A 24,050-nucleotide genomic window follows, 5' to 3' on the forward strand; every position below is an offset into this window, starting at 1 on the left:
GACTTTCTCCCGAACACCATAGGCCGTAATCCGCGCGTTGCGCGACCAAGCCCCCTTGCAATTCACGCCTCATTTGGGTCAGTTAATTGACGACCCATCCAATCGCCCCGACGCGTGTCTCATGCGGCGGGGCGAACCAATTTATGCGTGGACGACAAGAACATGGAAAAAATTCCAATGACGCCTGCGGGTAATGCCGCGCTTGGGGCGGAGCTCAAAAACCTCAAGTCCGTCGAGCGCCCGGCGATCATCGAAGCCATCGCTACAGCGCGCGAGCTGGGCGACCTGAAGGAAAACGCCGAGTATCACTCGGCGCGCGAAAAGCAGGGCTTCATCGAAGGTCGTATCAAAGAGCTGGAAGGCATCCTGTCGCTGGCCGATGTGATCGACCCAGCCAAACTGAACGGTGCGATCAAGTTTGGCGCCAAGGTCACGCTGGTGGATGAAGACACCGACGAGGAGAAGACCTGGCAGATTGTGGGCGAGTACGAGGCCAACATCGAAAACGGTCTTCTAAACATCAAATCGCCCATCGCGCGGGCGTTGATTGGCAAGGAAGAAGGCGACAGTGTCGAGGTACGCACGCCCGGCGGTGTGCGGTCCTATGAAGTTCTGAGTATCGAGTACGCCTGACCGGAGCCTTGACCATGTCAGAGCCCAACCCCGAACAGGATCCAGAACGGCCAACCCCATTGGGTATCTATGACAAGCCTTCGCATCCTTCGGTGACCGAGATCGAGATCGTCGCCATTGCGCTTAGCGTGGTCTGGCTGATCGTGTCGATTGTGTTTCTGGTGCTTCCCGACAAGGTCGATGGCGGCGGCTTTGTCGTGACCCTACTGGCCGTTTTCATGCCGGTTGCCATGATCTGGGTCGCCGCTACGGCCATGCGCGCCAGCCGCGTCATGCGCGAGGAAAGCGCGCGGCTGCAGACCGCGATCGACGCGATCCGTCAGGCCTATGTGATTCAGCAACAGCGCGCCGCCAGCCTACAAGAGCCGGGTGTCAGCAAAAAGCTGGACGAAATCGCTGAGGCCGCCAAAAAAGCGGAAACCGCGCTGGCGACGTTTTCATCGAAACGGACCGAGCCGGTTCGGGACGAGGCCTCTGTCGAAACAGGAGACCAGACGTCTTTGGAACTGGGCACCCCAGCCGAGGATATCGCCCCGCCACTGACGACCGATATTTTCATCCGCGCGCTCAATTTTCCGGAAACGCAGGATGATACCGAAGGGTTCGACGCCCTCAGGCTCGCGCTGCAGGATCGCAAAACCGCTCAGTTGGTACAGGCTTCGCAGGATGTTCTGACTCTGCTCAGTCAGGAAGGCATCTATATGGATGACCTGCGTCCGGACATGGCCAGACCTGAAGTCTGGCGGCAGTTCGCACAAGGCGCGCGCGGCCGTGCCGTTGCAGCCCTGGGCGGGATCAGGGACCGGTCGTCGCTGGCACTGACCGCAGCCCGCATGAAACAAGACCCGATATTCAGGGACGCCGTACATCATTTCCTGCGTCGCTTTGATCACATGATCGTTGAGTTTGAACCGAATGCCAGCGACGCAGATCTGACGGCTTTGGGTGACACACGGACAGCCCGTGCATTTATGCTGTTGGGGCGTGTTGCCGGTACCTTCGACTGATCACAGGCCAAAGCTGCCATACGGTATGAACCGCACCGGATCGCCCGGTTTGATATGACAGGCACCATCCTGAATTTCGACCAACCCCTCGGCCCAACTAAGGCCGCTGATACGACCCGATCCTTCTGACGCAAAAACCTCGACCCGCCCATCGCGGACACGGGCGCGCAGATACTCGCGCCGCCCCGGTTTTTTGCGTTTTTCGAAATTGGCAGGCAGCTCAAAGCCCTGCGGCTCTGACCAGCCTGCGCCCGCCATCAGACCAAGCGCAGGGCATGCAAAGATCAATGTACAGACCTTGGCGGCAACAGGATTCCCCGGCAGGCCAAACACGGGCGTTGCATTCCACAATCCCAGGGCCAACGGGCGGCCCGGTTTCAGCGCGATGCGCCACTGTTGCAGCGCTCCGGCCTCTTGCAACAGGGCCGAGACGTGATCCTCATCCCCCGCGGACGCGCCACCGCTGGTCAGAATGACGTCCGCCTGTTCTGCCGCCTTGTCCAACCTGTCGCGCAAATCTTCCCTGTCGTCAGACACGCGCCCCATGTCGACTGGCTGAAACCCCAGCCTTTCAATGATCGACAACAGCATCGGACGGTTGGCGTCGAATATCTGGCCGGGTCCGGCGGGGTTCCCGGGTTCGACCAGTTCGTCGCCAGTCGACAGCACCGCAACGCGCAGCGTTTTACGCACAGAAACCCCGGCAATCCCGGTCGCTGATAGAAGCGCCACATCAGCAGGGGTCAGCCTGCGCCCCGCAGGCAGGACCATGTCGCCTTCGGCCACATCCTCGCCAGCCTTTCGGGTGTTTGCGCCCAGTTTCAATGGGCCATGAAAGGCGATGTGACCGTCCTGAACGGTCACATCTTCCTCTAGTATCACTGTGTCCACGCCGTCGGGCAGCGCCGCACCAGTCAGCACGCGCAGCGCTTTGCCATGTGCCACCACGCCATCAAACGGAATACCCGCCGCCGCGCGCCCATCCTGCAGTGGCATCACCTGAGGACCTTCTGGTGCAGCCCCGGAAAACCCATAGCCGTCCACGGCCGTATTTGGCTGCGGCGGGTTTGAACGTTTCGCAATGACGTCTTCTGCCAGTATCCGTCCTGCAACCCGGCTGATCGGAACGGTTTCGGTCGAGGTGACAACCGTCAGTCGATCCCTCAACAGGGCCAGCGCGTCGTCCACAGGTGTCCAGTTGACTCCCGCCGGCAAAGCAAAACAATCGTTTCGCAGCGGCGGAGGAGTGATGTTCGGCGGCGTCATAATCCGACCTCTTTCAAGATGAAATTCGCGATTGCCGCAGTGTCGTTCAGATCAAACACCGGAACCTCCACCTGCAGCGGTGCATCGCTGGCGACGGCGCGGATCGTAGTGTTTTCCCCGGCCATCAGCGCGTTCCCGGCTTCTGCCCGAAACGCCTCGATCTTGGGATGGTTTTCCCGTTTGAATCCTTCGATCAACACAAGATCGACCGGGAGAAGCCGCGCCAGAAGATCTGCCAGAGGTGGTTCGGGTGCCTCGCGCAATTCCTGCATCACCGCAATGCGCCTACCCGATGCCAGCAGCACCTCGGATGCACCGGCGTCTCGATGGCGGAAACTGTCGGTCCCGGGCTGGTCGACATCGACCGCGTGATGGGCATGTTTGACCGTGGAAACCGTGAAACCGCGCCTGGTGATCTCGGCCACCAAACGCTCCATCAAGCCGGTCTTTCCCGCGTTTTTCCGGCCGGTGACTCCATAAACCCTCATGCCTGTTCCAACAGCTTTTGCGCCCGTGCCAAATCGTCGGGCGTGTTAACATTGAAGAAGGGATCAAATGGTTTCGCCGGGAACAGCGCTTCACGCCCGCCATGCTTGTCCGTCCACAGCACGACTTTGCGCAGCCCGTCGTTCAGGGCATCCCGCAGGTCATCTCGCAGCGCGACAGGCCAGAGGCCAAAAGTGGGGTGCCTGTTGACCCGCTTGCCGCCACCGGATTTCAATGCCTCATCCCCGGTGCGCGGCGTCGTGGCCAGAACCAGAGGGTGGGTTTGCCCTTGGGCGGCTTCGGACAGCTGCGCCACCAGATCGCGCGGGAAAAACGGCGTATCGGCGGCGGCTGTTACAATGCTATCGGCCCCTTGCGAGGCCGCCCAATCGAGCCCGGCCAGAACTCCGGCCAGAGGACCCGCAAAACCGTCTATCGTATCCGGCAAGACGGACAGATTCAGGTCGGCGAACCGCTGGGGATCGCCATTCGCATTCAGCGCAAGTCCGTCAACCTGGGGAGATAGCCGGTCGATGACATGAGAAAGCAGGCTCTGCCCGCCGAGCGTCAGCAAGCCCTTGTCTCCGCCGCCCATTCGGGTGGCAAGGCCGCCTGCGAGGATGATGCCAAGGGGGAGGGTCATTTAATCTCCTCCGTTATTTCATAGGGGCGAGCCGTAACAAAATTCAGAACAATAACGCACAAAAAGAAAGCTAAAGCCACAAAGCCCATGAAGAAAAACACATAAATCAAAAAGAAGGCAATGAGACAGGCAAAGGCGCGCCTACAACGGTTTAACTGCGCTGAGAAATCTGCCGAACCGTTCATGCAACCGGCGAACAAGAGATTGCGCGATGCGCCGCGATTGATGCCTTCGAGATTGTGCCTGACTAAAAGCGGTCGCCACAGCTGCTTGGCAAAAAACAAGCCTGACATTCCAATGACAATCAATGGAATCAGGAGCAATAAAATAAAGAAGAGGACATCAAAAAACGTCATCCCGCGCTCTTCCTGCGATGTTTCTTGTCTTCAACCGCCACGGTCGCCGGGTCCACGTCGCGCACCAAGCGATCCTCGCCCGACAGGCACACAAAACGCTGGCCGCGCATGCGGCCGATCAGAGTTAGGCCGACCTCGCGGGCGATCTCAACCCCCCAAGCGGTGAATCCGGAGCGGGAGGCCAGCACCGGGATTCCCATCATCGCCGTCTTGATCACCATCTCGGAGGTCAAACGACCGGTGGTGTAGAGGATCTTGTCCTCTGCCCCCTCACCCTCGGACAGCATCCAACCCGCGATCTTGTCGACCGCGTTGTGGCGACCGACGTCCTCCATGTAGACCATCGGACGGTTCTTGCAGCATAGAATCGTGCCGTGAATCGCCCCGGCCTCAAGATACAGCGACGGGGTGCGGTTGATCTTGGCGGCCAGATCATACAGCCACGAGGTGCGAACCTGAACCTGCGGCAGGCGCACGTCTTCCAGCCCTTCCATCATGTCACCGAACACGGTGCCCACAGCGCAGCCGCTGGTACGGGTCTTTTTCTTCAGCTTGTCCTCATACGAGGTTTCACGCGCGGTGCGCACGATCACGGTTTCCAGATCGTCATCGTAGTCGACGCGCGTTATCTCGTCATCGGCCAGCAGCATCCCCTGATTGCGCAGAAAACCCAGCGCCAGATACTCGGGGTAATCGCCGATGGTCATAGCGGTCACGATTTCCTGTGAGTTCAGGAAAATTGTCAACGGGCGTTCCTCGACCACCGAAATCTGGCTGACCTCGCCATTCTGATCCACGCCCTCAACCGCTCGCGTCAACCTCTCCGCGCCGGGATCAGGGGCGATGATATAGCCTGACAGTTTCTGTTCGGTGGCCAATTGCAACCCCTTCCCAAGACCGCTACTGCTGCGGGGATCACCATAGGATTTAGCCATGGCAGACACCACATCCAAGTCATACTTCTGGAAGGGTTTTCGCGACGGGACCCCATTCATCTTTGTGGCGATCCCATTTGGCACCCTGTTTGGCGTATTCGCGACCGAGGCCGGGCTGAACATCGTGCAAACGATGGCGTTTACGTCCACCGTTTTTGCGGGTGCCGCTCAGTTCGCCGCCCTGCAATTGCTGCAGGATCAGACGCCGACAGCCATTATTCTGGTCTCTGCGCTGGCGGTGAATTTGCGGATGGCGATGTATTCGGCATCGCTGACCCCCTATCTGGGCGCGGCCCCGCTGTGGCAGCGCGCCTGCGCAGCCTACGTGACTGTCGACCAATCCTATGCCTGCTCAATCGTGCAGTTCGAAAAAGAACCGCAGATGACCGTGCCTCAGCGCATGGCCTATTTTGTGGGCTCGGTCACGCCCATCACTCCGCTTTGGATATTGGCGACCTATCTGGGTGCGGTCCTTGGCACGCGCATTCCCGAAAGTTGGGCGCTGGATTTTGCGCTGCCGATCACGTTTCTGGCCATGATCGGTCCGATGATGCGGACCCTGCCCCATGTGGTCGCGGCATTGGTCGCCATTGTCGTGTCGTTGCTGACCGTTGGAATCCCATACAATCTGGGCCTGCTGATTGCCGGATGCGCCGGGATGATGGCTGGCGCGCAGGCGGAATTGTTCGTCGAGCGCAGAAAGGCTGCGGTATGACCCCGGTCGATCCCGTCACGATCTGGGCCATAGTCATCGGGCTGGCCATCGGCAGTTATGCCTTGCGCTTTGTCTTTATCGGTCTGGTTGGGGATCGCCCGATGCCACCGTGGTTGTTGCGCCATTTGCGGTATACCGCCGTTGCCATCCTGCCCGCCCTGATCGCGCCGCTGGTTGTGTGGCCGACAGCAACCGAGGGCCAGCCAGACATTCCCCGCATGGCGGCCGCATCTGTCGCGCTGACAATTGGACTGATCACCAAGAACGTGCTGGCAGCCATCTTCAGCGGCGCCGGAACCCTGTACGGGTTGCTGTACCTATTGGGCTGAGACCGCTTCCAACTGGTTCAATTGCGCATTGTTGGCAGCCAGACCTTTTTGCAGATCGGCATCATCGTTTTCACGGTATTCGGTGGTCACGACACCCGGAAGCTGACCGAACTGATCCGACAGCTTGACCGGAAAAAAGGTCACGTCGATCTGTTCGAACCCCGGAACCTGCTTCAACAAAGAGGCGGTGGAATTCGCACAATAGGCGCTTGCGACCGGCCCCGATTGCTTGGCCAATTGCAAGGCAATCTCGGCCTGTTGCGGGCTCACCTGAATGGTCTGGATACGCGCGTAATGCGTTTCGCGGGCGTGCGAGCTGCGATAGGCACGCTCAACATTTGGGGTGATGCCGTACAGCACGTCGTCCTTGATCGGAACAACATCCGCGCGGAACGATCCGGCGGGGTCAAAGATCACCCGTTCGCTGCCGCTGATCATCAACGAGGTATGCGCACCAGAACCGGTACGCGTGTTGATCATCGTATAAAGCGTCAGGGTCGAAGGTCCCGGATCACGATAGGAGCGGGCAACGACCTCGGCCTGATCAGCCTGCGGGCGCTGCGAGCCTGTGCAGCCAGCAACAGTTGCTGCCAACAGGCAGGCAATCAAAATCCGGATCACGGTCAACCCCGTTTTGGATTAAGCGGCGAAGACTGCCAGGAACAGGCAAAGGAAGGCGATAGCAACCACGCACCAGGTGGTAGCCTTGATGAAACCATCAAAGGTTTTGGTTTGAACAGTGATGTCCATTTCGCCGTGCTTGTGTTCAGCCATGAGTCTCAGAATCCTAATTCGCGTGTTTGAAAGGTTGGATAATCGAAAATCCAGGGCCTGTCACCACGTCATTCGCGCGCAGGGGCCAAAGGTGGAAACACCGAACACGCCGGATACCCAAAACCCCAGCGCCAGGGCAGACCAGAACAAGGGCCACCACCGAACCGGACCGCCGCATACATCGCCTCAGCTGTGACGGAATGGGCGGTGCGAATCTGCTCGGCCGTCATATCGTAACGTTTGGCATACTCCTCGGCATGATCTGCCCCATGCTGTTTGACGCAGGCACGCAAGGTGTCGTCTGCTGAAAGGCGCGCCTCATAGCTATCTTCGGCCCGCAAAGCCCCGCCCGCATGGTGATAGGCGCGATCATGGGTCACACAACAATATTCCCACGGGGGGTGCGCCTCATACAGAACCCGAAAGCTGGGGAACGTATTCGCTACAAAGCGCCAGCTGGCCGACAGACCGCCTGAACAGCCATCGGATTCGAACGGGGTCAACTCTGCGCTGGCGCGCCCTGCCATCAAGGCGCGATGGGCGGGCAATTCGAAACTTCGCATGACGTCCTGCGCAAAGGCTGGCGTGGCACACAGCGCAAGGATTGCCGCCAGATCAAGGGCTTTCATCGCGCATCGCCTGAGTATCAAGGGACATGCCGAAGGTTGTTGCCAGCCACAGCAACAACCGCTCAGCCGGACCCATTTCCGCGCGCAAACGCAGCACTTCGTTCGCCATCGCTGGCCGGTCGGTGATCAGGCCATCTACGCCCATCGACGCCATAGCCGACATTTGCAGCGGATCATTTACAGTCCAGACATAGATATCCTTGCCTGCCGCCTGAACTGAGTTCACCAATCCCGGTGTTGCCATCGCCGCATTCACCGCAACGAAATCGCCATCAAGCCCCGACAGATCACCCACGGCCGTTGCGGCCAGAACCCCGGCCCGCCAGTCGGGGCGGATCGCCTTCATCTTTTGCACTGCGGGGTATTTCAAGGACATCGTGGCAATGTCATCCTGCATGTCCAACTCTTCAACGATGGCGACAACGCGGTTTTCCAGATCGACGTCGTGACCATAGTATTTGAGCTCGATGATCACTTTTGCCTTGCCTTTGGTGGCCTCCAGAACATCACGCAGTGTCGGCGTGCGTTCATCCGCATATTCGGGACCAAACCAACTGCCGATATCAATCTCCGCCACATCCTCCATAGTCGCATCCCAGACCTTGAGGTTCACGCCTGCCAGTTTCATGAAATCGCTGTCATGGGCGACGATGACAACGTCATCCGCCGTTTCCTGAACGTCTATTTCGACCCAGTCGGCACCATCTTCGATCGCCTTGAGAACCGAAGCCATCGTGTTTTCGGGCCGTAGCGCCGCAGCACCGCGATGGCCGATGACCTCGGCACGGTCCGGAGATTGTATCCTTTCCAAAAGATGTTGCCCGAACCATATCCCAGCCAGAACGGAAACGACCGCCACGCCGACCGCCACAAGCAATGCTGTGCGCAGGTTGCGCGGCTCAGGGCGCGCTGGTTCAGACGTTTGGATATCAAAAAACCCGTCGAGCAAGATCGCCAAAGCACCTAGCGCCGTGGCGGCCAGAACCAATCCGGCCAGTGACCAGATCCCGGCAACGCCAAGGCTGTAAATCAGGGCCAGTCTCAGGTCGGTAACACCTTGCAGCGGCACCAGTGCGAACAAAAGCCCAGCAACCCAGGCAATCAATGCGGCGATAACAATGCGAACAGCCAGCCAGATGGCCAGTTCTGTCTTGAGGCGCCCGCGTTTTCCCTCCATCCGACTGGCGCTGATCCCGAATGCATGCCCAGGGTGAACACCTTCGAACAAAACCAGATGCAGCGACAAAGCCCAAGCTGACAAGCGCCGGATAAGCACCCAGGCCATCACCAGAACAACTACCCCGATCAAAACCACGGCCACCCAGAATGAGGGCGGGTGAAAGGTCAGGTAATAGTTGATGTCATATTCCGTCAGCGTCCACCACGCGATTACGGAGGACACGACCGAAAAAGGCAGCACCAACAACAGAACGCGCATGACGAAGCGCACAGCAAAGCCAAACAAGGATGGAAGTCGTGACAATATCAGCCGGATCGCAGAACTGCCCGACCGCCAGGGGTCGGCTTCTGCCATCCGCAGTGATCCGGCCATGACCGAGAAGACAAACACCTCAGCCAGCAGAAACAGGCTGAGCACCACAACGGCGGCTATGAACCCGGCCGGTGAAAGGATGAAAGCAGCGATCGCCTGATCGGTCAGTGCCGTCTGGTTTGACAGCGATACAGCAAGATTTACCGTGATCGCCACGCCGGGCGAAATCAGCGCGACCAGTAGCAGGCGAACAACAATGTAAATCGGTACAAAGACACGGCGTCGGGCCCACGCCCCTCTGTAGGCGCTTGTAACAGCAGAGAAAGTGGTCACACGACGCTCCCTTGAATGATGCACTCATTCAAGGCTGCGCAGACGTGAATTGCAAGTCAGGTGATCAGCTTTCTTCCAGATCCTTGGCCAGCCGGAACCCGATGCGATTGGCGGGTTTATCCTCGACCGATTTGGGCAAAGCCCGCAGCATCACGTTCAACTGGCTGACATGCTGCACCAGCTGAGTGCGCGCGCCGGTCGCATCAGATCCGTAAAAGGTGATGATATCGGGGTCGAAATACCCCATCCCTTCGATTCGCATGACACCTGCGTCACCGCCGGTGAACCCCATCGCGACCTCTTGGTCGCCGGTAAGCGTCTTTTCGAAGTTCTGGATATAGAGGATCAGCCGTTCATAAGCCCATTGCGCCGGGCTTTTCGTCTCGACCGGTTTCTGCAGTTGGCCGGGTAGGTCTTTTGCCCCTGACTCTGTTTCCGAGTTGGCATGCACTTCGTAGCAGCGCGGCAAGGCTGCGGCTTCGGCGGCCTCGGCCGATGTTTCGATCTGATCCTGCATGGCTTTACCCTTTGCGCTGAAACTCCCACGCCCCGTCCGCGCGGCGCGTTCGGGTGACAGAACCAATGTGGTAAAGATGGTTCAGATGTGCAACTGCCTCGACCAGCGCAAGCCCATACTCGCCACCAGTGATCTGTCTTTTGAACAAGGGCACGAAACATTCGGCAGCAGTCTTGGGCTGGTCCAAGCAGTTTTGCAATCGATCCAGAGCGCCGTGATGATTGTCGATCAACTGCCTCATCCGGATGGGCAACCCGGTAAATGGCAGCTTATGCCCGCCCAGCGCCAGATGATCGGGTCGCGCCAACCCCTCAAGCCGCTCGCAGGCTTCCAGCCATTCGGCAACCGGGTCGGCCAAAGGTTCAGTGACATAGACACCTAAGTTGGGACTGATCGAACTGAGTATCTGGTCACCGGTAATCACCAGATCGTCGTCGCGGCTCCAGAATGTGGCGTGTTCGGGGGCGTGGCCGTTGCCCATGTGCACATCCCAGTCGCGCCCACCCATGCGTATCACGCTGCCCTGCTTGATCCGAGTGAACCCAAGCGGCATCGGATAAACGGTGTCGCAATAGTTAAACGGGCGCTCGGCCATCCGTTTGGCCAAAACTTCAGGTGCCATGCCGGCGCTGCGATAATAATCCAGCGTTTCCTGCGGCCAGCTTTCCTGAACATCCAGTTGCAGCATACGCGAAAACAGCCAGGAGGTGCGCGAAGCCACCAGCTCGACGCCGTGTTCGGATTGGAACCAACCCGCATTGCCCACATGGTCGGGGTGATGATGCGTCACCACCACCCGCTTGATGGGCTTGCCACCCAACGGACCGGCCATCAGTTTTTCCCAGATGCGCCGGGTCTTATTCGACGACATGCCCGTGTCGATCACGGTCCAGCCGTCGCCGTCATCCAGCGCATAGATGTTGACGTGATCCAGCGCCATCGGCAGCGGCAATCGCATCCAAAGCATGCCTTCAGCGACTTCGATCGCCTCACCCTCGGCCGGAGGTTCGGGCCACGGATACCGGATCGCCAAAGGGCTATCGCCGTCCATCAAACTGCCAGTTCATCAGCGCTAAGCGCGTAGATGTCATCCGCACCATTCTGCGCCTGCACCAACAATCCGGCATACTCAGGCAACAGGGCGTTGATATAATACCGCGCCAGTTTGAAGCGCGGGCCGTCCGGTTCGGCCAATGCCGCTTTGAGGTGAAAATGCGCGCCCAGCACACGTGCAAAGGCGTGCAGATATGGCACCGCGCCGGCAAAACGGGTGTTCATGTCCGACTGCGCCACGATCCATTCGGTCGTCTCACGCAGGCTTTCCGTAGCTTCCCAAACGGGGCCAGCCAGTTCAGGCATGGTTGCGCGGGCCTCTTCAGCATGATCTTCGATCTCATCCAGCAGCCGCGAGGCGGCCTCGCCACCGTCCATCATCTTGCGCGCTACAAGATCCATCGCCTGAATGCCGTTGGTGCCCTCGTAAATCGCCGTCACACGCACATCCCGATAGTATTGCGCTGCACCGGATTCCTCGATGAACCCCATACCGCCATGGACCTGGACCCCGGCCTCAGACACGCGCATGCCTGTTTCGGTACCAAAGACCTTCCCGATTGGCGTCAGCAGAGCGGCACGAGCTGCCCAGTCAGCGTCGCCGATTGCGTTGGCCATATCAATGGCCGAAGCGTTGGCCAGCATGATCGCACGTGCGGCAAACGTGTCGGCCCGCATGCTCATCAGCATCCGCCGCACATCCGCATGATCTATGATCGTGCCCGACGGTGTTTTGCCCTGCTTGCGCTCCAGCGCGTAGGCCAGTGCATGCTGATAAGCACCCTCGGCCGCTCCCACACCCTGACCACCAACACCCAGACGCGCGTTGTTCATCATGGTGAACATCGCGGCCATGCCGCCATGTTCCTTACCCACGAGCCAACCCTTGGCACCGTCAAACTGCATCACGCAGGTTGGCGAGCCGTGCAGGCCCATCTTGTGCTCGACCGAAACGACCTTCAAATCATTCGCAACGCCGGGCTTGCCATTTTCGTCCGGCAGGTATTTGGGCACCAGAAACAGAGAAATTCCCTTGGTTCCCGGGACGCCATCTGGCAACCGCGCAAGAACCAGATGGCAGACATTCTCGGCAAAATCATTGTCACCCCATGAGATAAAGATTTTCTGCCCTGTCACAGAAAACGTTCCATCCCCGTTGGCTTCTGCTTTTGAGGTGAGCGCCCCCACATCTGACCCGGCCTGCGGCTCGGTCAGGTTCATGGTGCCTGACCACTCACCCGCCATCATCTTGGGCAAATAGAGTGCCTTGAGTTCGTCGCTGGCGTGGTGCTCCAGCGCCTCGATCTGGCCCTGCGTCATCAGCGGCGCAAGTTGCAGCGACAGGCAGGCCGCCGACATCATTTCGTTTACGGCGGTGGTCAGCGTCATCGGCAGACCCATGCCGCCATATTCCGGATCACCGCTCATCCCGATCCAGCCGCCTTCGGCAATGGCTTTCCAGCCGCCGGCATATCCGGGCGAGGTGCGCAACACGCCGTTCTCCAACCGCGCCGGTTCAAGATCACCGGGGCGCTGCAGCGGGGCCATCACCTCTTCGCACATTTTCCCGGCTTCGGTCAGAATTGCACTGACCACATCGTCGCTGGCTTCCGAGAATTTCTCGGTCGTGGCGATCTGTTCAAAGCCAACCGCGTGGCGGAACAGGAACTCATAATCAGAAATTGGCGCGCGATATGGCATGTCTTCCCTCGGGGCTGTCTGATTGCGTTTACGCCAGCGGGCTTGGAATTTCCACCGCCCACCTTTATGCATCTGGGTTCTACCGATTACGTATCGGTCCAATAGCTATACGCAATCAAAACGCGGCGTCACCACCAATGATCCCCAACGGCACTCTGACATTATCCGCCGATCCTGCCGGAATCGCGCAGGCGGCAGACCTGCTGCGGCAGGGCCTTCTGGTGGCCTTCCCAACCGAGACGGTATACGGCCTGGGCGGGGATGCCCGTAACGGAGAAGCCGTAGCCGGAATCTATGCCGCCAAGGGACGCCCCAGCTTTAATCCGCTGATCGCCCACGTGGCCTCTGTCGAGGCCGCGCAGCGGTTCGTGATGTGGTCGGATCAGGCCGAGGCCTTAGCAGCCGCGTTCTGGCCCGGACCATTGACCTTGGTTTTGCCCCTGCGACCGGGTCACGGCATGTCGTCGCTGGTGACCGCCGGGCTTGAAACCCTTGCGGTGCGGGTTCCGGCGCACCCCGCAGCGCGCGTGCTGCTGTCCGAATTCGACGGGCCGGTCGCTGCCCCGTCTGCAAATCCGTCTGGGCAAATCAGCCCGACAACCGCCGCACACGTGCTGTCCGGACTGAACGGACGCATTGCTGCAGTGCTGGATGATGGCCCGTGCGGGGTCGGGCTGGAAAGCACCATCGTGGGCCTTGCTGGCGAACCAACGCTTTTGCGCCCCGGCGGTGTGGCGCTGGAACAGATCGAGGCTGTTCTGAAGACTCAGTTGCACCACCATCTGCCCGGCGACGTACTAAACGCGCCCGGTCAGCTGCAATCGCACTACGCTCCGGATGCGCCGGTTCGGTTGAACGCAAGCGCCGCACAAGGCGATGAAGTTCTGCTGGGGTTTGGTCCTGTAGACTGCGACCTGAACCTGTCGGCAAAGGGTAATCTGACAGAGGCCGCGGCAAATCTGTTCGCCGCGTTGCACAGCCTGAACGACACTGGCAGGCCAATTGCCGTGACATCAATTCCGAGCCACGGGTTGGGCGCAGCTATCAACGACCGCCTGCGCCGCGCCGCAGCCCCGCGAAACAGCTGATCAGGCGCGCCCGGATTCTGCTGACAGGATCAAAGGATCAACGCCCAAAGTCGCCAGCGCACCTTGCCATTTTTCATCATCCGGCACGTCGAAAACCAGTTTCGGCGACGCTTCGGTCGTCAACCAGCCGTTCATCGCTATCTCATCCTCAAGCTGACCGGGCCCCCAGCCGGAATAGCCCAGCACCAACGTGGAATTCAGAGGCCCGCGCCCCGAGGCAAGGTCTTCGAGGATATCCAGCGTCGCCGTCATGCTGAACTCATCCGTGATGTGCATGGAATGCAGGTTGGCCTCGTAGTCTGAGCTGTGCAGGACAAATCCGCGCGACATCTCGACAGGACCGCCGAAATGAACCAGACGCTCACCCACGACCGGAATCCGGCAGGGGATATTGAGCTGGCCCAACAGGGTTTTCAGCCGCAAGTCCGAAGGTTTGTTGATAATCAACCCCATTGCGCCATCTTCGCCATGGCTGCACAAGTACACCACCGAATGGTCAAAACGCGGATCGCCCATGCCGGGCATCGCAATCAACAGTTTTCCGGTAAGATCCATTGGCCGAAATCTCATAGCTGGTCTGGTTCAACAATGACCCTTGGTCACCCGGAATGGCAAGGGATCAGCGCACATTTCCGCAGATTTCATCCCAGTGACCGGAACGTGACTTGGAATCCCTGCCCTGACCGCGCATTTATATGGAATGAGTATAAAAAAGACATTTCCGGCGTTCGCCCTGGTCCTTGGCTTGACTTTACCTGCGACAGCGCAGGTACAGGGTCCCGTTGCCGAGTTGGACATTCTGGATGGCGGGCGCACCGCAAAGGGCACGTATCTCAGCGCCGTGCGCGTGACGCTGCAGGACGGTTGGAAAACCTATTGGCGGGCGCCGGGGGATGCGGGCATCCCACCGCAATTCGACTGGAATCGCTCAGACAACGTGGGAGATGTGTCTATTACATGGCCCGCGCCGGATGTCTTTGACCAGAATGGGCTGCAATCGATCGGATATGAGAATCAATTGGTTCTGCCGGTCGAGATCACGCCGAAGAACCCGGCCAAACCCGTGCGCCTGCAGGGAACAATGGACCTTGGCGTATGCAAGGATGTCTGCATCCCTGAACAGTTGGATTTCGATCACACGCTCGACGCAGAGGCCGGGCGCAACCCGGCCATCGCCGCAGCGCTCGCCCAGCGGCCCTTCTCTGAACAAGAGGCCAGCGTGTCCAACGCCAGCTGCCACCTGTCGCCCACATCAGATGGGATGAAGATCGAGGCCCGAGTTACCATGCCCTCGGCCGGTGGTCGCGAGGTTGCCGTAATCGAGCCGGGCAATCCCACGCTCTGGGCATCGCAGACCGAGACGTCGCGGACCGGCAATACTCTGATAGCAACCTCTGAGGTGATCAACGCATCCGGGGGACCGTTTGCCTTGGACCGTTCGGAAATTCGGATCACCGTATTGGGTTCTAATCACGCGGTCGACATTCGGGGATGCAGCGCAGGCTGAGCCCGGTGATTTCATGACACAAACCCCGAAAATAGGTGCCTTGGCGGTTGTCCTGCATCAGGACAAGGTGCTGCTGGTTCAGCGCAGCAAGCAGCCTGATGCTGGCCTTTGGGGATTCCCCGGCGGCCACGTGGAATGGGGCGAGACCGTTCTGCAGGCCGCCCAAAGGGAGCTGCGTGAGGAAACTTCGGTCATAGCAGAACCACAGCACTATCTAGACAATCTCGATTTACTGCGCCGCGACGAAAGTGGCGCAGTCCTGACCCACTACCTTCTGGTAGGAGTGGCCTGTCAGTATCAATCTGGCGACCCCGTTGCAGGCGACGACGCGCTCGATGCTCGTTGGTTTCCGGTGGACCAGATCCGCCGTGGCGAACTTGAGATGAGCAACCGCGTCATAGATCTGCTTGAAACTGCATTGCGCCGGGCTTAGGTCGCGGACCCTTTGAGCCGGACGTAAATCAAACCAGAAACGGTCACACTGACACACAATATCAGCGCAGCACCCGCAACGAAGGCACCCAGGCCCATCCGAAGAACGGCCATGCCGTCCTCGGCAGCGTAGATCCCGGACAAGGCCCCGATGGGTGCACCGTAAATCGCGGGCCAGACCATCGTGAGCGCAAACCACAAAAGCAAGGTAAGACCCGTGCAAGCCAGAGCCCCCCGCACAACACGGTCCGGCGCGCGCGCCGCCCGGCGCATAGCTGTCATTGGGCGGGACAGATCGTTCAAAATGGCGAGCAGCGCCGGGACCAGCAGCAGAACCAGCAACATCCCGAAACCCAGCCCATAGACCAAAGTGATAACGGTGGGTTTGAGGAATTGCGCCTGTTGCGATCCTTCATACAGCAACGGGGTTAGCCCCAGAACCGTGGTCATGGTCGTCAGCATCACTGGCCTCAAACGATCCGCCGTACCTTCGACAATCGACGGCACCAGCCCGCGCTCTTTTTGATACCCATCGATGGTCGTCACCAAAACAATCGAGTCGTTGATGATGATCCCGGTCATCCCCAACAGGCCAACAACCGTGAACATGCTTAGCGGGACGTCCCACAGGTAGTGCCCCCAGATCGCGCCCACCAGACCGAAGGGGATTATCGCCATCACGACCAGCGGCCGTGTCCAGCTGGCGAACACCCAGGCCAGAACCAGATAGATCCCTGTCAGACACAGGATCAGGCCGGTGCGCGCTTCGGACAAGAACTCGTCTTCCTGCTCGCTCAGACCGGCCATCCGCCATTCGACCTGCCGTTCCGAGGCAATTTTTGGCAGGATTTCCTCGCCCATGGCACGGGCAATCTCCGCCGCGCGTGTTGGGTCGTCTTCCGAGATGTCACCGTTCACCGAGATCACTCGAAGACCATTTTCGCGCCGAACGGTCGAGAAGCCGGATTTCCGCTCGACCGACACGATATCGGCCAACGGTACATACACACCATCCGGTGTGCGCATCAGCGTGCGTTCCAGGAAATCGGCGGTTAGCTCTCCTTCGGGCAGCTCAACCCTGATCTCGGCACTGCGCGGGCCATCCGGGAAGGTCGCCGCCTCGATCCCGTTCAACCGGTCGCGCAATACACGTCCCAGCGTTTCGATCCTGAACCCCAGCGACTGACCCTGTGCCGTCAGGTCCAGAATGTACTCTTCCTTGTCATAGGCAAGATTATCCTCCAGCGCCGAAACCTCAGGGTATTTCGAAAGCTCGGTCTGCAAATCCTCGGACGCGGCCTTGAGCGTGTTCACATCCGAGCCATAGAATTGAACATCAATGGCATCGCCGCCAGGACCCGAGCGCCAACCCCGGAAGCTGAGCAGCTCGACCTTCGGGTGACGCGGTACGAAGTCCTGCAGCTCACCAACAAATTCAAAGCTGGAATAGGGGCGCAGATCCGCGTCAATCAGCTCAATGGAAATGCCACCTAACAGGTCCGCGTCTTTGCCATCTGCTGCCGCCAATCCCCAACCTGCAGAGCCGCCCACCTCGGTCAGCACATAGTCGATCGGGTTGCGACCGTGGCGCTCCTCATAGATCTGGCCCAGCTCTTCGGTCGCACGCTGCAGCTCATGCATCATGGCCACAGTCTCGGCGCGGGTGGCGCCTTCGACCATTATGAAGTTGCCCGTGACCGAGCCACGCTCGGGTGCGTTAAAGAACCGCCAGTTCACGTCGCCGCGAATGAACAGGGCGATCTGGCTGGCCAGGATCACAACCATCAATGCGACCACCACATAGCGCGCCCAGACGACCCAGGCGATCAACGGGCGGAACAGGCGATCGCGCACCCACCGGAACCCGCGATTGACCACACGGTTGGGCAGGTCATACCAGTGTTCTTTGGTGGAATGCGCGATGGCATGCGCCATGTGGTTCGGCAAAATCAGGAAGCATTCGATCAGCGAGGCAATCAACACGGCGATAACCGTAAAGGGGATGTCGCGGATCAACTCTCCGAACCGGCCGCCAACCAAGGTCAGGCCGAAAAAGGCGATCACGGTTGTCAGGGTCGCCGCAAAAACCGGCATCGCCATACGCCGTGCCGCCCGTTCGGCAGCCACCATCGGTGCCTCACCCAGCCGGCGCGCGCGAAAATCAGCATGCTCGCCCACGACAATGGCGTCATCCACAACAATGCCGAGCGTGATGATCAGCCCGAACAGGGACACCATGTTGATCGACAGCCCGCCGATATACATGAAAGCAATCGCCGCAGACATGGCCACCGGAATACCAGCGGCAACCCAAAAGGCGATGCGGGCATTCAAGAACAGGAACAGCAGACAGACCACAAGGCCCAAGCCAACAAGGCCATTATCGACCAGAATATCCAGACGGTCGGTGATCGCCTGAGCGCGGGTTCTGATCAGCTCGATCGTCACACCTTCGGGAACGCTGGCCTGCATGTCCTTAACGACATCTTCGACCGTGTGCTGAATTTCGATCGCGTCACCTAGATTCGAGCGATCTACGCGCACGGACATCGCCGGATTTTCGCCCACGAAGTAGCTGCGATTGCGATTGACCCCCTCCACACGGATCTGCGCCACATCGCCCACCAGCAACTTTGACCCGTCAGCAAAATTGCGCAGGGCGATGCCTTCGATTTCCTCTGGGGTGCGCTTTTCCGTACCTGTGCGGATACGGGCATTCGCGCCGGTTACATCTCCGGCAGGGTTTGCGTTGACCTCAGCCGCGATGGCCGATGCGACCTCGGACAATGTGATGTCGTTGGCAATCAGTTGGGCAGTCGGTATCTCGACCACGATACGCGGCGCGGCAAGTCCCCGGATCGTGGTGCGCGTTACCCCGACCGCAAACAGACGGTTGATCAACTCGTCCGTGAACTTGGCCAGATGATCAGGATCGACAGGTCCGGTCACAACTACATCTGTAACCCGGTCCCGCCAGGCGCCCCGACGGATCGTCGGTTCTTCGGCATCGTCGGGCAGGCTGGTAACACCGTCGACGGCAGTCCGGACCTCTTCGACCGCGCGGGACATGTCCCAGTTCGGCTCGAACTCAAGCCGAATGCTGGCGCGCCCCTCGCGCGAGGTGGACTCGGTGCTGGCGACACCCTCGACCGCCAGCAAGGCGGGCTCAAGCACCTGAACGATACCGTTGTCCACGTCTTCGGGACCGGCCCCATCCCAGTCCACACTCACGTCGACGCGTTCCAGGATCACATCCGGAAAGAACTGTGCCCGCATGTTCGGGATTGCCGCCGCGCCCAGGACCAGCATCACCAGCAGAAGCAGGTTTGCCACCGTTTTGTGACGTGTGAAGTAACTGAGGATACCGCCTGCCGCGCTGGGGATCTCGCGCATCATGGCGCTTAGCCCCCCGCCCTGTTTTCAAGCCGCTGCACCAACGAGGCGGGTACTTTGGCCTCGCTCAATTGGCCCAGAACCCGTTCTTTGACGTCCTCTGGCATGCGCGTACTGGCCTCGACCTGAGCGACCAGCCGGGCGCGTTGTTCCTCGGACAGTTCAACCAGATCCGGCGCGGCCCCGGCGCTGTCATCTATCCGCAATGGCCGGACGCGCACGCCCGAACCCAACAGCGGAGTGCGACCAATCACGACCTCTCGCCCTACCAACCCTTCTCCGCGCAGCAGGACCTCATCGCCCTGACGGCGGATCAGTTGCACCGGCAGCGCTTCGAGCCTGTCATTTTCATCCAACACCAACACCGTTCCGACCGCATCCAGCGCCGAAGACGGCAACCGTATCACGTTGTCCAATGGTTGTTCCTGCACCGTGACGGTAACAAAATCGCCCGGTTTGAACCCCGACGCCTCATCCAGGCGGGCATAGATCAAGCGCCCGGTCTGCCCTTCACCCGCCGACCCGCTGTCGCGGCTTATACGCCCTTGGGCGGTCAGATCGGTGCCCGTGACCTCAAGCGAGACGGCGACCGGCGCGTCGATCAGATCGCCGGCTGCATCCAGCAATCGAACGTATTGCGCGGTTGAAACGCGGAAAGCCACTTCCAGCGCGTTGGGGTCGACGAGTTCGGCCAGCTTTTCATTCGCAGAGACCAACCGCCCTTCGACCAGTGTTACATCGGTCAACGTGCCCCCAAACCGGGCGCGGATTGTCATGTCGTCCAGATCGCGCTCAGCCGCCTCAAGCGCAATGCGCGCCCGTGACAACAGGGTGGTCGCCTGATCGACGCGGGATTCGGCCTGCGCCAGCGCAATCCGCCGCGCCAGAACTGCCTGCTGCGCGGCAGCCTCGGCCAGCTCGGCCTCTTCCACGGCTGCTGCGGCCCCGACTCCGCGGGTCTGCAAGTCTTGCTGGCGCTGCAAGGCGCGCCCGCGCAGCTCTGCCTGCGCCTCGGCCGAATTCAATTCGTCCTGCGCCAGCAGTAGCGACCGTTCCGCATCACGCTCTTCAAACTGCGCGTCCAGCAAATCGGATTTTGCCCGGTCCAGCGCGGATTGGGCGTCTGCCGGATCAAGTTCGACCAGAACTTCGCCTGCCGTCACCACACCGCCATCTTCGAAATCTTCTGCCAACCCGATCACACGCCCACCCAGTGCGGCGCGCAGCTCTAACCTGCGGCGACTTTGAACTTCGCCGAAAGCCTCAAGATATGGGGTGACGGTTTCCAATTCTGCGGGGCGCACGCTCACGGCAAACACCCTCTCGCGCGCCTGCGGAGCAGACTCTTCGCGCGTCAGAACGTCCTGCACCGCGCCGGTAATCATCTGTGCCGCCACAAACAACAGGGCCAGCGTCAGCGACGCCAGAAAGACTCCGACAAGGCTTTGCCTCAGAAATCGCATATAAAAATCACCCCGGTTGCATCAGGCTGCCATTCGCAAAAGGTAGCTGAGCCGCAAAAAATGCCAAGCCACAAAGCGGTTATGATCGGTTTAACGTGCGACCAGTCTACTTCCGTCGCAAATGTTCGTCCAATCTGGGCATTATTTCGACGAAATTGCAGGGACGGTGGCGATAGTCGAACTGCTTTTCCAAAATCCCGTCCCAAGCGTCCTTGCAAGCGCCGGGACTGCCGGGCAATGCAAAAAGATAGGTGCCACCAGCCACACCGCCTGTTGCGCGCGACTGAACGGCGGATGTGCCGATCTTTTCCATTGAAACGATGGTGAATACCGTTCCGAAAGCCTCGATTTCCTTCTCATAGACGTCACGATGTGCTTCGACCGTTACGTCTCGGCCCGTCAGGCCCGTACCTCCGGTCGAAATCACCACGTCTATCTCAGGGTCAGCAATCCAGAGGCGCAACTGATCGGCAATTTGGGTGCGCTCATCACGGACGATCTTGCGATCGGCAACCGTATGTCCGGCGCTTTCAATCCGGTCCACCAGGGTTTGGCCAGACCGATCCTCGTTGACCGAGCGTGTATCTGAAACAGTCAGAACGGCGATCCGGACAGCAATGAAGTCTTTGGTCTCATCAATGCGCGACATATTCCGTCAGGCCCTTTCCGTAATGGCTAGCCGGAGGGCTAAAGCGGTGAAAATTCCCCCGGTCACCCAGCCCATGATCCGCGAGGCGCGCGGGTTTGAAATCAGCATCCGTCCCGCACCACCGGCAAATACACCGACCAACCCGTTCACCACGAAACCACCCAGCGAGATAATCAAGCCAAAGATCAGGAACTGCTGAAGGATCGGCCCGGCTGCCGGGTCCACGAACTGCGGAATGAAGGCCAGAACAAACAGGATGACCTTGGGGTTGGTCAGGTTCACAACCAGCCCGTCCCGGAATGCATGCCGGGTCGGCTTGGCGGGCGTGTCGGCGGATACTGCCCCATTTCGAAACGCGCCCCACGCAAGGAACAGCAGATAAGCGACGCCTGTCCACCGGATCACGTCAAACAACCAGGGCATCGTCGCCACAGCTGCCCCCAGCCCGAGCCCCGCGATCAGAACATGAACCATTGACCCGGTAGAAATCCCCGCACTGGCCGCAATTGCCGGCCGCGCGCCCGAGCGCAGGCCTTGTCCAAAGCAAAACATCATATCCGCCCCGGGCGTGAAATTCAGGGCAATCGCCGCCGGGATAAATGCCAACAGCGTGACCGGCTCAATCATATGGCGACCTCGAACCAGTTTACGGTGGGGCCGAGGTTTGCAATCTGGGTAACACCGATTGAACCGCGATACCCCCAGCTATCATGGATATGGCCGCACAGGGCCAGTTGCGGCTGCAACCGCTCTATCGCGTCGCGAATGGCAGCGGACCCGATAGCTTCGCCCATCGATGTCAGGTCGCCATGCCCCTTGGGCGGCGAATGCGCGACCAGAATGTCAGCCGTATCGCAGCGGTCCAGCAACTCAGCCGCTTCGGCGTCGGTCAGATCGCAGGACCAGTCGCCGAACGGTGTGACCGGCACTCCGTATCCAAGGCCGAACAGTCGCAACCCGTCGACTGTCATCCCAGTGCCGTGCAATACGTGCACCCCTTCGGGCGCGGCGTCGGCCAGTTCCTCAGCGCTTTCGGCATTGCCAGGTACCACGACCATTGCAGCGGAAATGCCCGCAAGCATGGTCATCGCGTCATCCAGCCCGTGTCGTCTGTTGCAGAAATCCCCTGCTCCGATAACCAGATCGGCTTCGGCGCTGGCGACCACAAGATCGGCGGCGCGGCTGCTTGCCAGATGCAGGTCCGAAAATGCGAGGATTTTCATGCTTTGCCCTCCAACCATGCTTTCAACTCGAGCAAATCGGCCCATGCCTGCCGTTTCATCAGCGGCTGGCGCAACAAGTAAGCGGGGTGGAACATCGGGATCACTGGCAAGTCCAGCGCTTGATCCCATTGACCGCGCAGTCGCGTGATCCCCCGTTTGCCCAGAACGGCCTGACAGCTAATATTGCCCATCACGACCAGGACCTCGGGTTTGGCCAAAGCCACATGCCGCTCAAGAAACGGCTTCAACATGCCGATCTCTTCGGGCTTGGGATCCCGGTTCTGCGGCGGCCGCCACGGAAGGACGTTGGTAATATAGGCGTTTTCTGCCCGGTTCAGATCAATCGCAGCCAACATGCGGTCCAGCAATTGCCCGGCCCGCCCGACAAAGGGCTTACCCTCGCGGTCCTCATCCCGACCCGGAGCCTCTCCGATAATCATCACCCGCGCCCCCGGCGTGCCATCGGCAAAAACCAACTGCCGCGCGCCGCGTTTCAGCTCGCAGTAGTCAAACGCACCCATCGCCGCCTGCAACTGATCCAGCGACCCTGCGGCCTGAGCCGCAGATTTCGCAACCGCAACCGGATCAACCTGTTTGGGCTTTTCCGGCGCGGTCTGAGCTTTTGCGGGCTTCTTGGATTTGGGTGCGGTGTCAGGCAGCCCATAGCGGTCAATCGGCGCATCACCGATTGCATCCGTTGCGCCCAACTCAATCTGCCATTCAAGCAGCGCCCGCGCGGTATGATAATCCAAAGCCGATTCCATACCCATCAATCTAACCACCTTTTGAACGAGGGAAAGCAGATAGACCTTGATCGGACGAACCATCGCACCGACCATTGGCCTATTCATGGTGTGTGTTTTGCGATTCCTTTTTCTCAGTTTGCTGCTGACCGTCCTCAGCGGTCCGGCTACTGCGCAATTTCAGGACAGATACGGCCAATGCCGTGCCGGCCAATTCAAATGTGGCAGTACCTGTTGTTCGGGCGGCCAAAGATGCAGCTTTGACGGGCACTGTATTCCCTTAGGCGGCACCTATTGCGGCGGAGGCAGAACCTGTGGTCCGTTTGAGCGCTGCGTTGCAGGCGGCACACGATGCGCTCCGGCCGGGCAAAACAAGTGCAGATCGCGCTTGGACTGCCCCGGCGGCAGCATTTGCAACGCCCGTGGGGAATGCGAGAAGATAACACCCGACATTCAGGAACTGCCCTCTCTGACATGTGACGACGGCCGTATTTGCGGATCCGGATCGTCCTGCCTGCCAGGCGGAGGATGCTCGCGCCCTGGCTGGTATCTTTGTGAAAAAACCGGGTCACAGTGCCGTCAGGGGTTCAAGTGTTCGAAAAATCAGGGATGTGTTCCCGTCAAGGCTATCGATTGCGGTTATGGCAAGTGGTGCAAGCCCGGTGAACAATGCCTGCCCGAAG

Annotated in this window: 26 protein-coding genes; 7 read left to right on the plus strand and 19 right to left on the minus strand. The window is 59.6% G+C overall.

What is annotated here, in order from left to right:
- Positions 1 to 162: 162 nt before the first annotated feature.
- Both greA and GOW16_RS11900 read left to right on the plus strand, forming a co-directional pair.
- A complete protein-coding gene (gene greA / locus GOW16_RS11895) occupies positions 163 to 633 on the plus strand; it encodes a transcription elongation factor GreA (protein WP_058278909.1) in 471 nt (156 codons plus the stop codon).
- A gap of 14 nt (positions 634 to 647) precedes the next feature.
- Positions 648 to 1,640, plus strand: coding sequence for a hypothetical protein (locus tag GOW16_RS11900; protein ID WP_170415140.1), 993 nt, complete (start codon positions 648 to 650; stop codon positions 1,638 to 1,640).
- On the opposite strand, the gene GOW16_RS11905 is transcribed toward GOW16_RS11900, so the two are convergent.
- The 5 genes from GOW16_RS11905 to GOW16_RS11925 are packed head-to-tail and all read right to left on the minus strand — an operon-like array spanning position 1,641 to position 5,326.
- Complete coding sequence (locus GOW16_RS11905; RefSeq protein WP_170415144.1) at positions 1,641 to 2,906, minus strand: molybdenum cofactor synthesis domain-containing protein; 1,266 nt, start codon at positions 2,904 to 2,906, stop codon at positions 1,641 to 1,643. It lies immediately after the preceding gene.
- Positions 2,903 to 3,394, minus strand: a complete 492-nt coding sequence (gene mobB, locus GOW16_RS11910) for a molybdopterin-guanine dinucleotide biosynthesis protein B (RefSeq protein WP_170415147.1) — start codon at positions 3,392 to 3,394, stop codon at positions 2,903 to 2,905. Before mobB ends, GOW16_RS11905 begins: the two co-directional genes overlap by 4 nt.
- A complete protein-coding gene (gene mobA / locus GOW16_RS11915) occupies positions 3,391 to 4,035 on the minus strand; it encodes a molybdenum cofactor guanylyltransferase MobA (RefSeq protein WP_170415150.1) in 645 nt (214 codons plus the stop codon). The genes mobB and mobA overlap by 4 nt, the downstream gene beginning before the upstream one ends.
- Positions 4,032 to 4,391 carry a hypothetical protein gene (locus tag GOW16_RS11920; protein WP_170415153.1) on the minus strand — a complete coding sequence of 120 codons (360 nt, stop codon included), beginning with the start codon at positions 4,389 to 4,391 and terminating at the stop codon, positions 4,032 to 4,034. The genes mobA and GOW16_RS11920 overlap by 4 nt, the downstream gene beginning before the upstream one ends.
- A complete protein-coding gene (locus GOW16_RS11925; RefSeq protein WP_254429749.1) occupies positions 4,388 to 5,326 on the minus strand; it encodes a formate dehydrogenase accessory sulfurtransferase FdhD in 939 nt (312 codons plus the stop codon). Before GOW16_RS11925 ends, GOW16_RS11920 begins: the two co-directional genes overlap by 4 nt.
- Between GOW16_RS11925 and GOW16_RS11930 the strand changes: the two genes are divergently transcribed.
- Both GOW16_RS11930 and GOW16_RS11935 read left to right on the plus strand, forming a co-directional pair.
- The gene (locus GOW16_RS11930) at positions 5,325 to 6,041 is read left to right on the plus strand and encodes an AzlC family ABC transporter permease (protein ID WP_170415156.1); all 717 of its coding nucleotides are present in this window, start codon (positions 5,325 to 5,327) and stop codon (positions 6,039 to 6,041) included. The two genes, GOW16_RS11925 and GOW16_RS11930, sit on opposite strands and share 2 nt — an antisense overlap.
- Positions 6,038 to 6,370 (plus strand): AzlD domain-containing protein, encoded by a 333-nt coding sequence (locus GOW16_RS11935; RefSeq protein WP_170415159.1) that lies wholly within the window; start codon positions 6,038 to 6,040, stop codon positions 6,368 to 6,370. Before GOW16_RS11930 ends, GOW16_RS11935 begins: the two co-directional genes overlap by 4 nt.
- Here the strand turns inward: GOW16_RS11935 and GOW16_RS11940 are convergent.
- The 7 genes from GOW16_RS11940 to GOW16_RS11970 form a co-directional block, all read right to left on the minus strand.
- A complete protein-coding gene (locus GOW16_RS11940) occupies positions 6,359 to 6,991 on the minus strand; it encodes a hypothetical protein (RefSeq protein ID WP_170415162.1) in 633 nt (210 codons plus the stop codon). The genes GOW16_RS11935 and GOW16_RS11940 overlap by 12 nt on opposite strands.
- Before the next feature lie 18 nt (positions 6,992 to 7,009).
- A complete protein-coding gene (locus GOW16_RS11945; RefSeq protein WP_170415165.1) occupies positions 7,010 to 7,144 on the minus strand; it encodes an aa3-type cytochrome c oxidase subunit IV in 135 nt (44 codons plus the stop codon).
- A gap of 68 nt (positions 7,145 to 7,212) precedes the next feature.
- The gene (locus GOW16_RS11950) at positions 7,213 to 7,773 is read right to left on the minus strand and encodes a hypothetical protein (protein WP_170415167.1); all 561 of its coding nucleotides are present in this window, start codon (positions 7,771 to 7,773) and stop codon (positions 7,213 to 7,215) included.
- Positions 7,760 to 9,598, minus strand: coding sequence for a glycerophosphodiester phosphodiesterase (locus tag GOW16_RS23060; protein ID WP_170415170.1), 1,839 nt, complete (start codon positions 9,596 to 9,598; stop codon positions 7,760 to 7,762). Before GOW16_RS23060 ends, GOW16_RS11950 begins: the two co-directional genes overlap by 14 nt.
- Positions 9,599 to 9,662: 64 nt before the next feature.
- Complete coding sequence (locus tag GOW16_RS11960) at positions 9,663 to 10,115, minus strand: DUF6173 family protein (protein WP_170415173.1); 453 nt, start codon at positions 10,113 to 10,115, stop codon at positions 9,663 to 9,665.
- A 4-nt stretch (positions 10,116 to 10,119) separates the two neighbouring features.
- Entirely contained in the window at positions 10,120 to 11,166 is a 1,047-nt protein-coding gene (locus tag GOW16_RS11965) for an MBL fold metallo-hydrolase (RefSeq protein ID WP_170415176.1), read from the minus strand.
- Entirely contained in the window at positions 11,166 to 12,869 is a 1,704-nt protein-coding gene (locus GOW16_RS11970; protein ID WP_170415178.1) for an acyl-CoA dehydrogenase, read from the minus strand. The genes GOW16_RS11965 and GOW16_RS11970 overlap by 1 nt, the downstream gene beginning before the upstream one ends.
- A 137-nt stretch (positions 12,870 to 13,006) precedes the next feature.
- Here GOW16_RS11970 and GOW16_RS11975 point away from each other — a divergent pair, with 137 nt between their 5' ends.
- Entirely contained in the window at positions 13,007 to 13,957 is a 951-nt protein-coding gene (locus tag GOW16_RS11975; RefSeq protein ID WP_170415181.1) for an L-threonylcarbamoyladenylate synthase, read from the plus strand.
- Here GOW16_RS11975 and GOW16_RS11980 read toward each other — a convergent pair whose 3' ends face one another.
- The gene (locus GOW16_RS11980; protein ID WP_170415184.1) at positions 13,958 to 14,512 is read right to left on the minus strand and encodes a YqgE/AlgH family protein; all 555 of its coding nucleotides are present in this window, start codon (positions 14,510 to 14,512) and stop codon (positions 13,958 to 13,960) included.
- A 145-nt stretch (positions 14,513 to 14,657) separates the two neighbouring features.
- Here GOW16_RS11980 and GOW16_RS11985 point away from each other — a divergent pair, with 145 nt between their 5' ends.
- Together GOW16_RS11985 and GOW16_RS11990 are read left to right on the plus strand one after the other, a co-directional pair.
- Positions 14,658 to 15,464 (plus strand): protein-disulfide reductase DsbD domain-containing protein, encoded by an 807-nt coding sequence (locus GOW16_RS11985; protein WP_170415187.1) that lies wholly within the window; start codon positions 14,658 to 14,660, stop codon positions 15,462 to 15,464.
- A 13-nt stretch (positions 15,465 to 15,477) separates the two neighbouring features.
- Positions 15,478 to 15,897, plus strand: a complete 420-nt coding sequence (locus GOW16_RS11990; RefSeq protein WP_170415190.1) for an NUDIX hydrolase — start codon at positions 15,478 to 15,480, stop codon at positions 15,895 to 15,897.
- On the opposite strand, the gene GOW16_RS11995 is transcribed toward GOW16_RS11990, so the two are convergent.
- From GOW16_RS11995 to GOW16_RS12020, 6 genes are all read right to left on the minus strand, one after another.
- Positions 15,894 to 19,292, minus strand: coding sequence for an efflux RND transporter permease subunit (locus tag GOW16_RS11995; RefSeq protein ID WP_170415192.1), 3,399 nt, complete (start codon positions 19,290 to 19,292; stop codon positions 15,894 to 15,896). The two genes, GOW16_RS11990 and GOW16_RS11995, sit on opposite strands and share 4 nt — an antisense overlap.
- Positions 19,293 to 19,297: 5 nt before the next feature.
- Complete coding sequence (locus GOW16_RS12000) at positions 19,298 to 20,752, minus strand: efflux RND transporter periplasmic adaptor subunit (protein ID WP_170415194.1); 1,455 nt, start codon at positions 20,750 to 20,752, stop codon at positions 19,298 to 19,300.
- A gap of 106 nt (positions 20,753 to 20,858) precedes the next feature.
- Complete coding sequence (gene moaB, locus GOW16_RS12005) at positions 20,859 to 21,401, minus strand: molybdenum cofactor biosynthesis protein B (RefSeq protein WP_170415196.1); 543 nt, start codon at positions 21,399 to 21,401, stop codon at positions 20,859 to 20,861.
- 6 nt (positions 21,402 to 21,407) lie between these two features.
- A complete protein-coding gene (locus GOW16_RS12010) occupies positions 21,408 to 22,028 on the minus strand; it encodes a LysE family translocator (protein WP_170415198.1) in 621 nt (206 codons plus the stop codon).
- Complete coding sequence (locus GOW16_RS12015) at positions 22,025 to 22,624, minus strand: metallophosphoesterase family protein (RefSeq protein WP_170415200.1); 600 nt, start codon at positions 22,622 to 22,624, stop codon at positions 22,025 to 22,027. The genes GOW16_RS12010 and GOW16_RS12015 overlap by 4 nt, the downstream gene beginning before the upstream one ends.
- Complete coding sequence (locus tag GOW16_RS12020) at positions 22,621 to 23,388, minus strand: uracil-DNA glycosylase (RefSeq protein ID WP_170415350.1); 768 nt, start codon at positions 23,386 to 23,388, stop codon at positions 22,621 to 22,623. Before GOW16_RS12020 ends, GOW16_RS12015 begins: the two co-directional genes overlap by 4 nt.
- Positions 23,389 to 24,050: the final 662 nt, after the last annotated feature.

Source organism: Ruegeria atlantica (assembly GCF_013033965.1).
Taxonomy (GTDB): Bacteria; Pseudomonadota; Alphaproteobacteria; order Rhodobacterales; family Rhodobacteraceae; genus Ruegeria; species Ruegeria atlantica_D.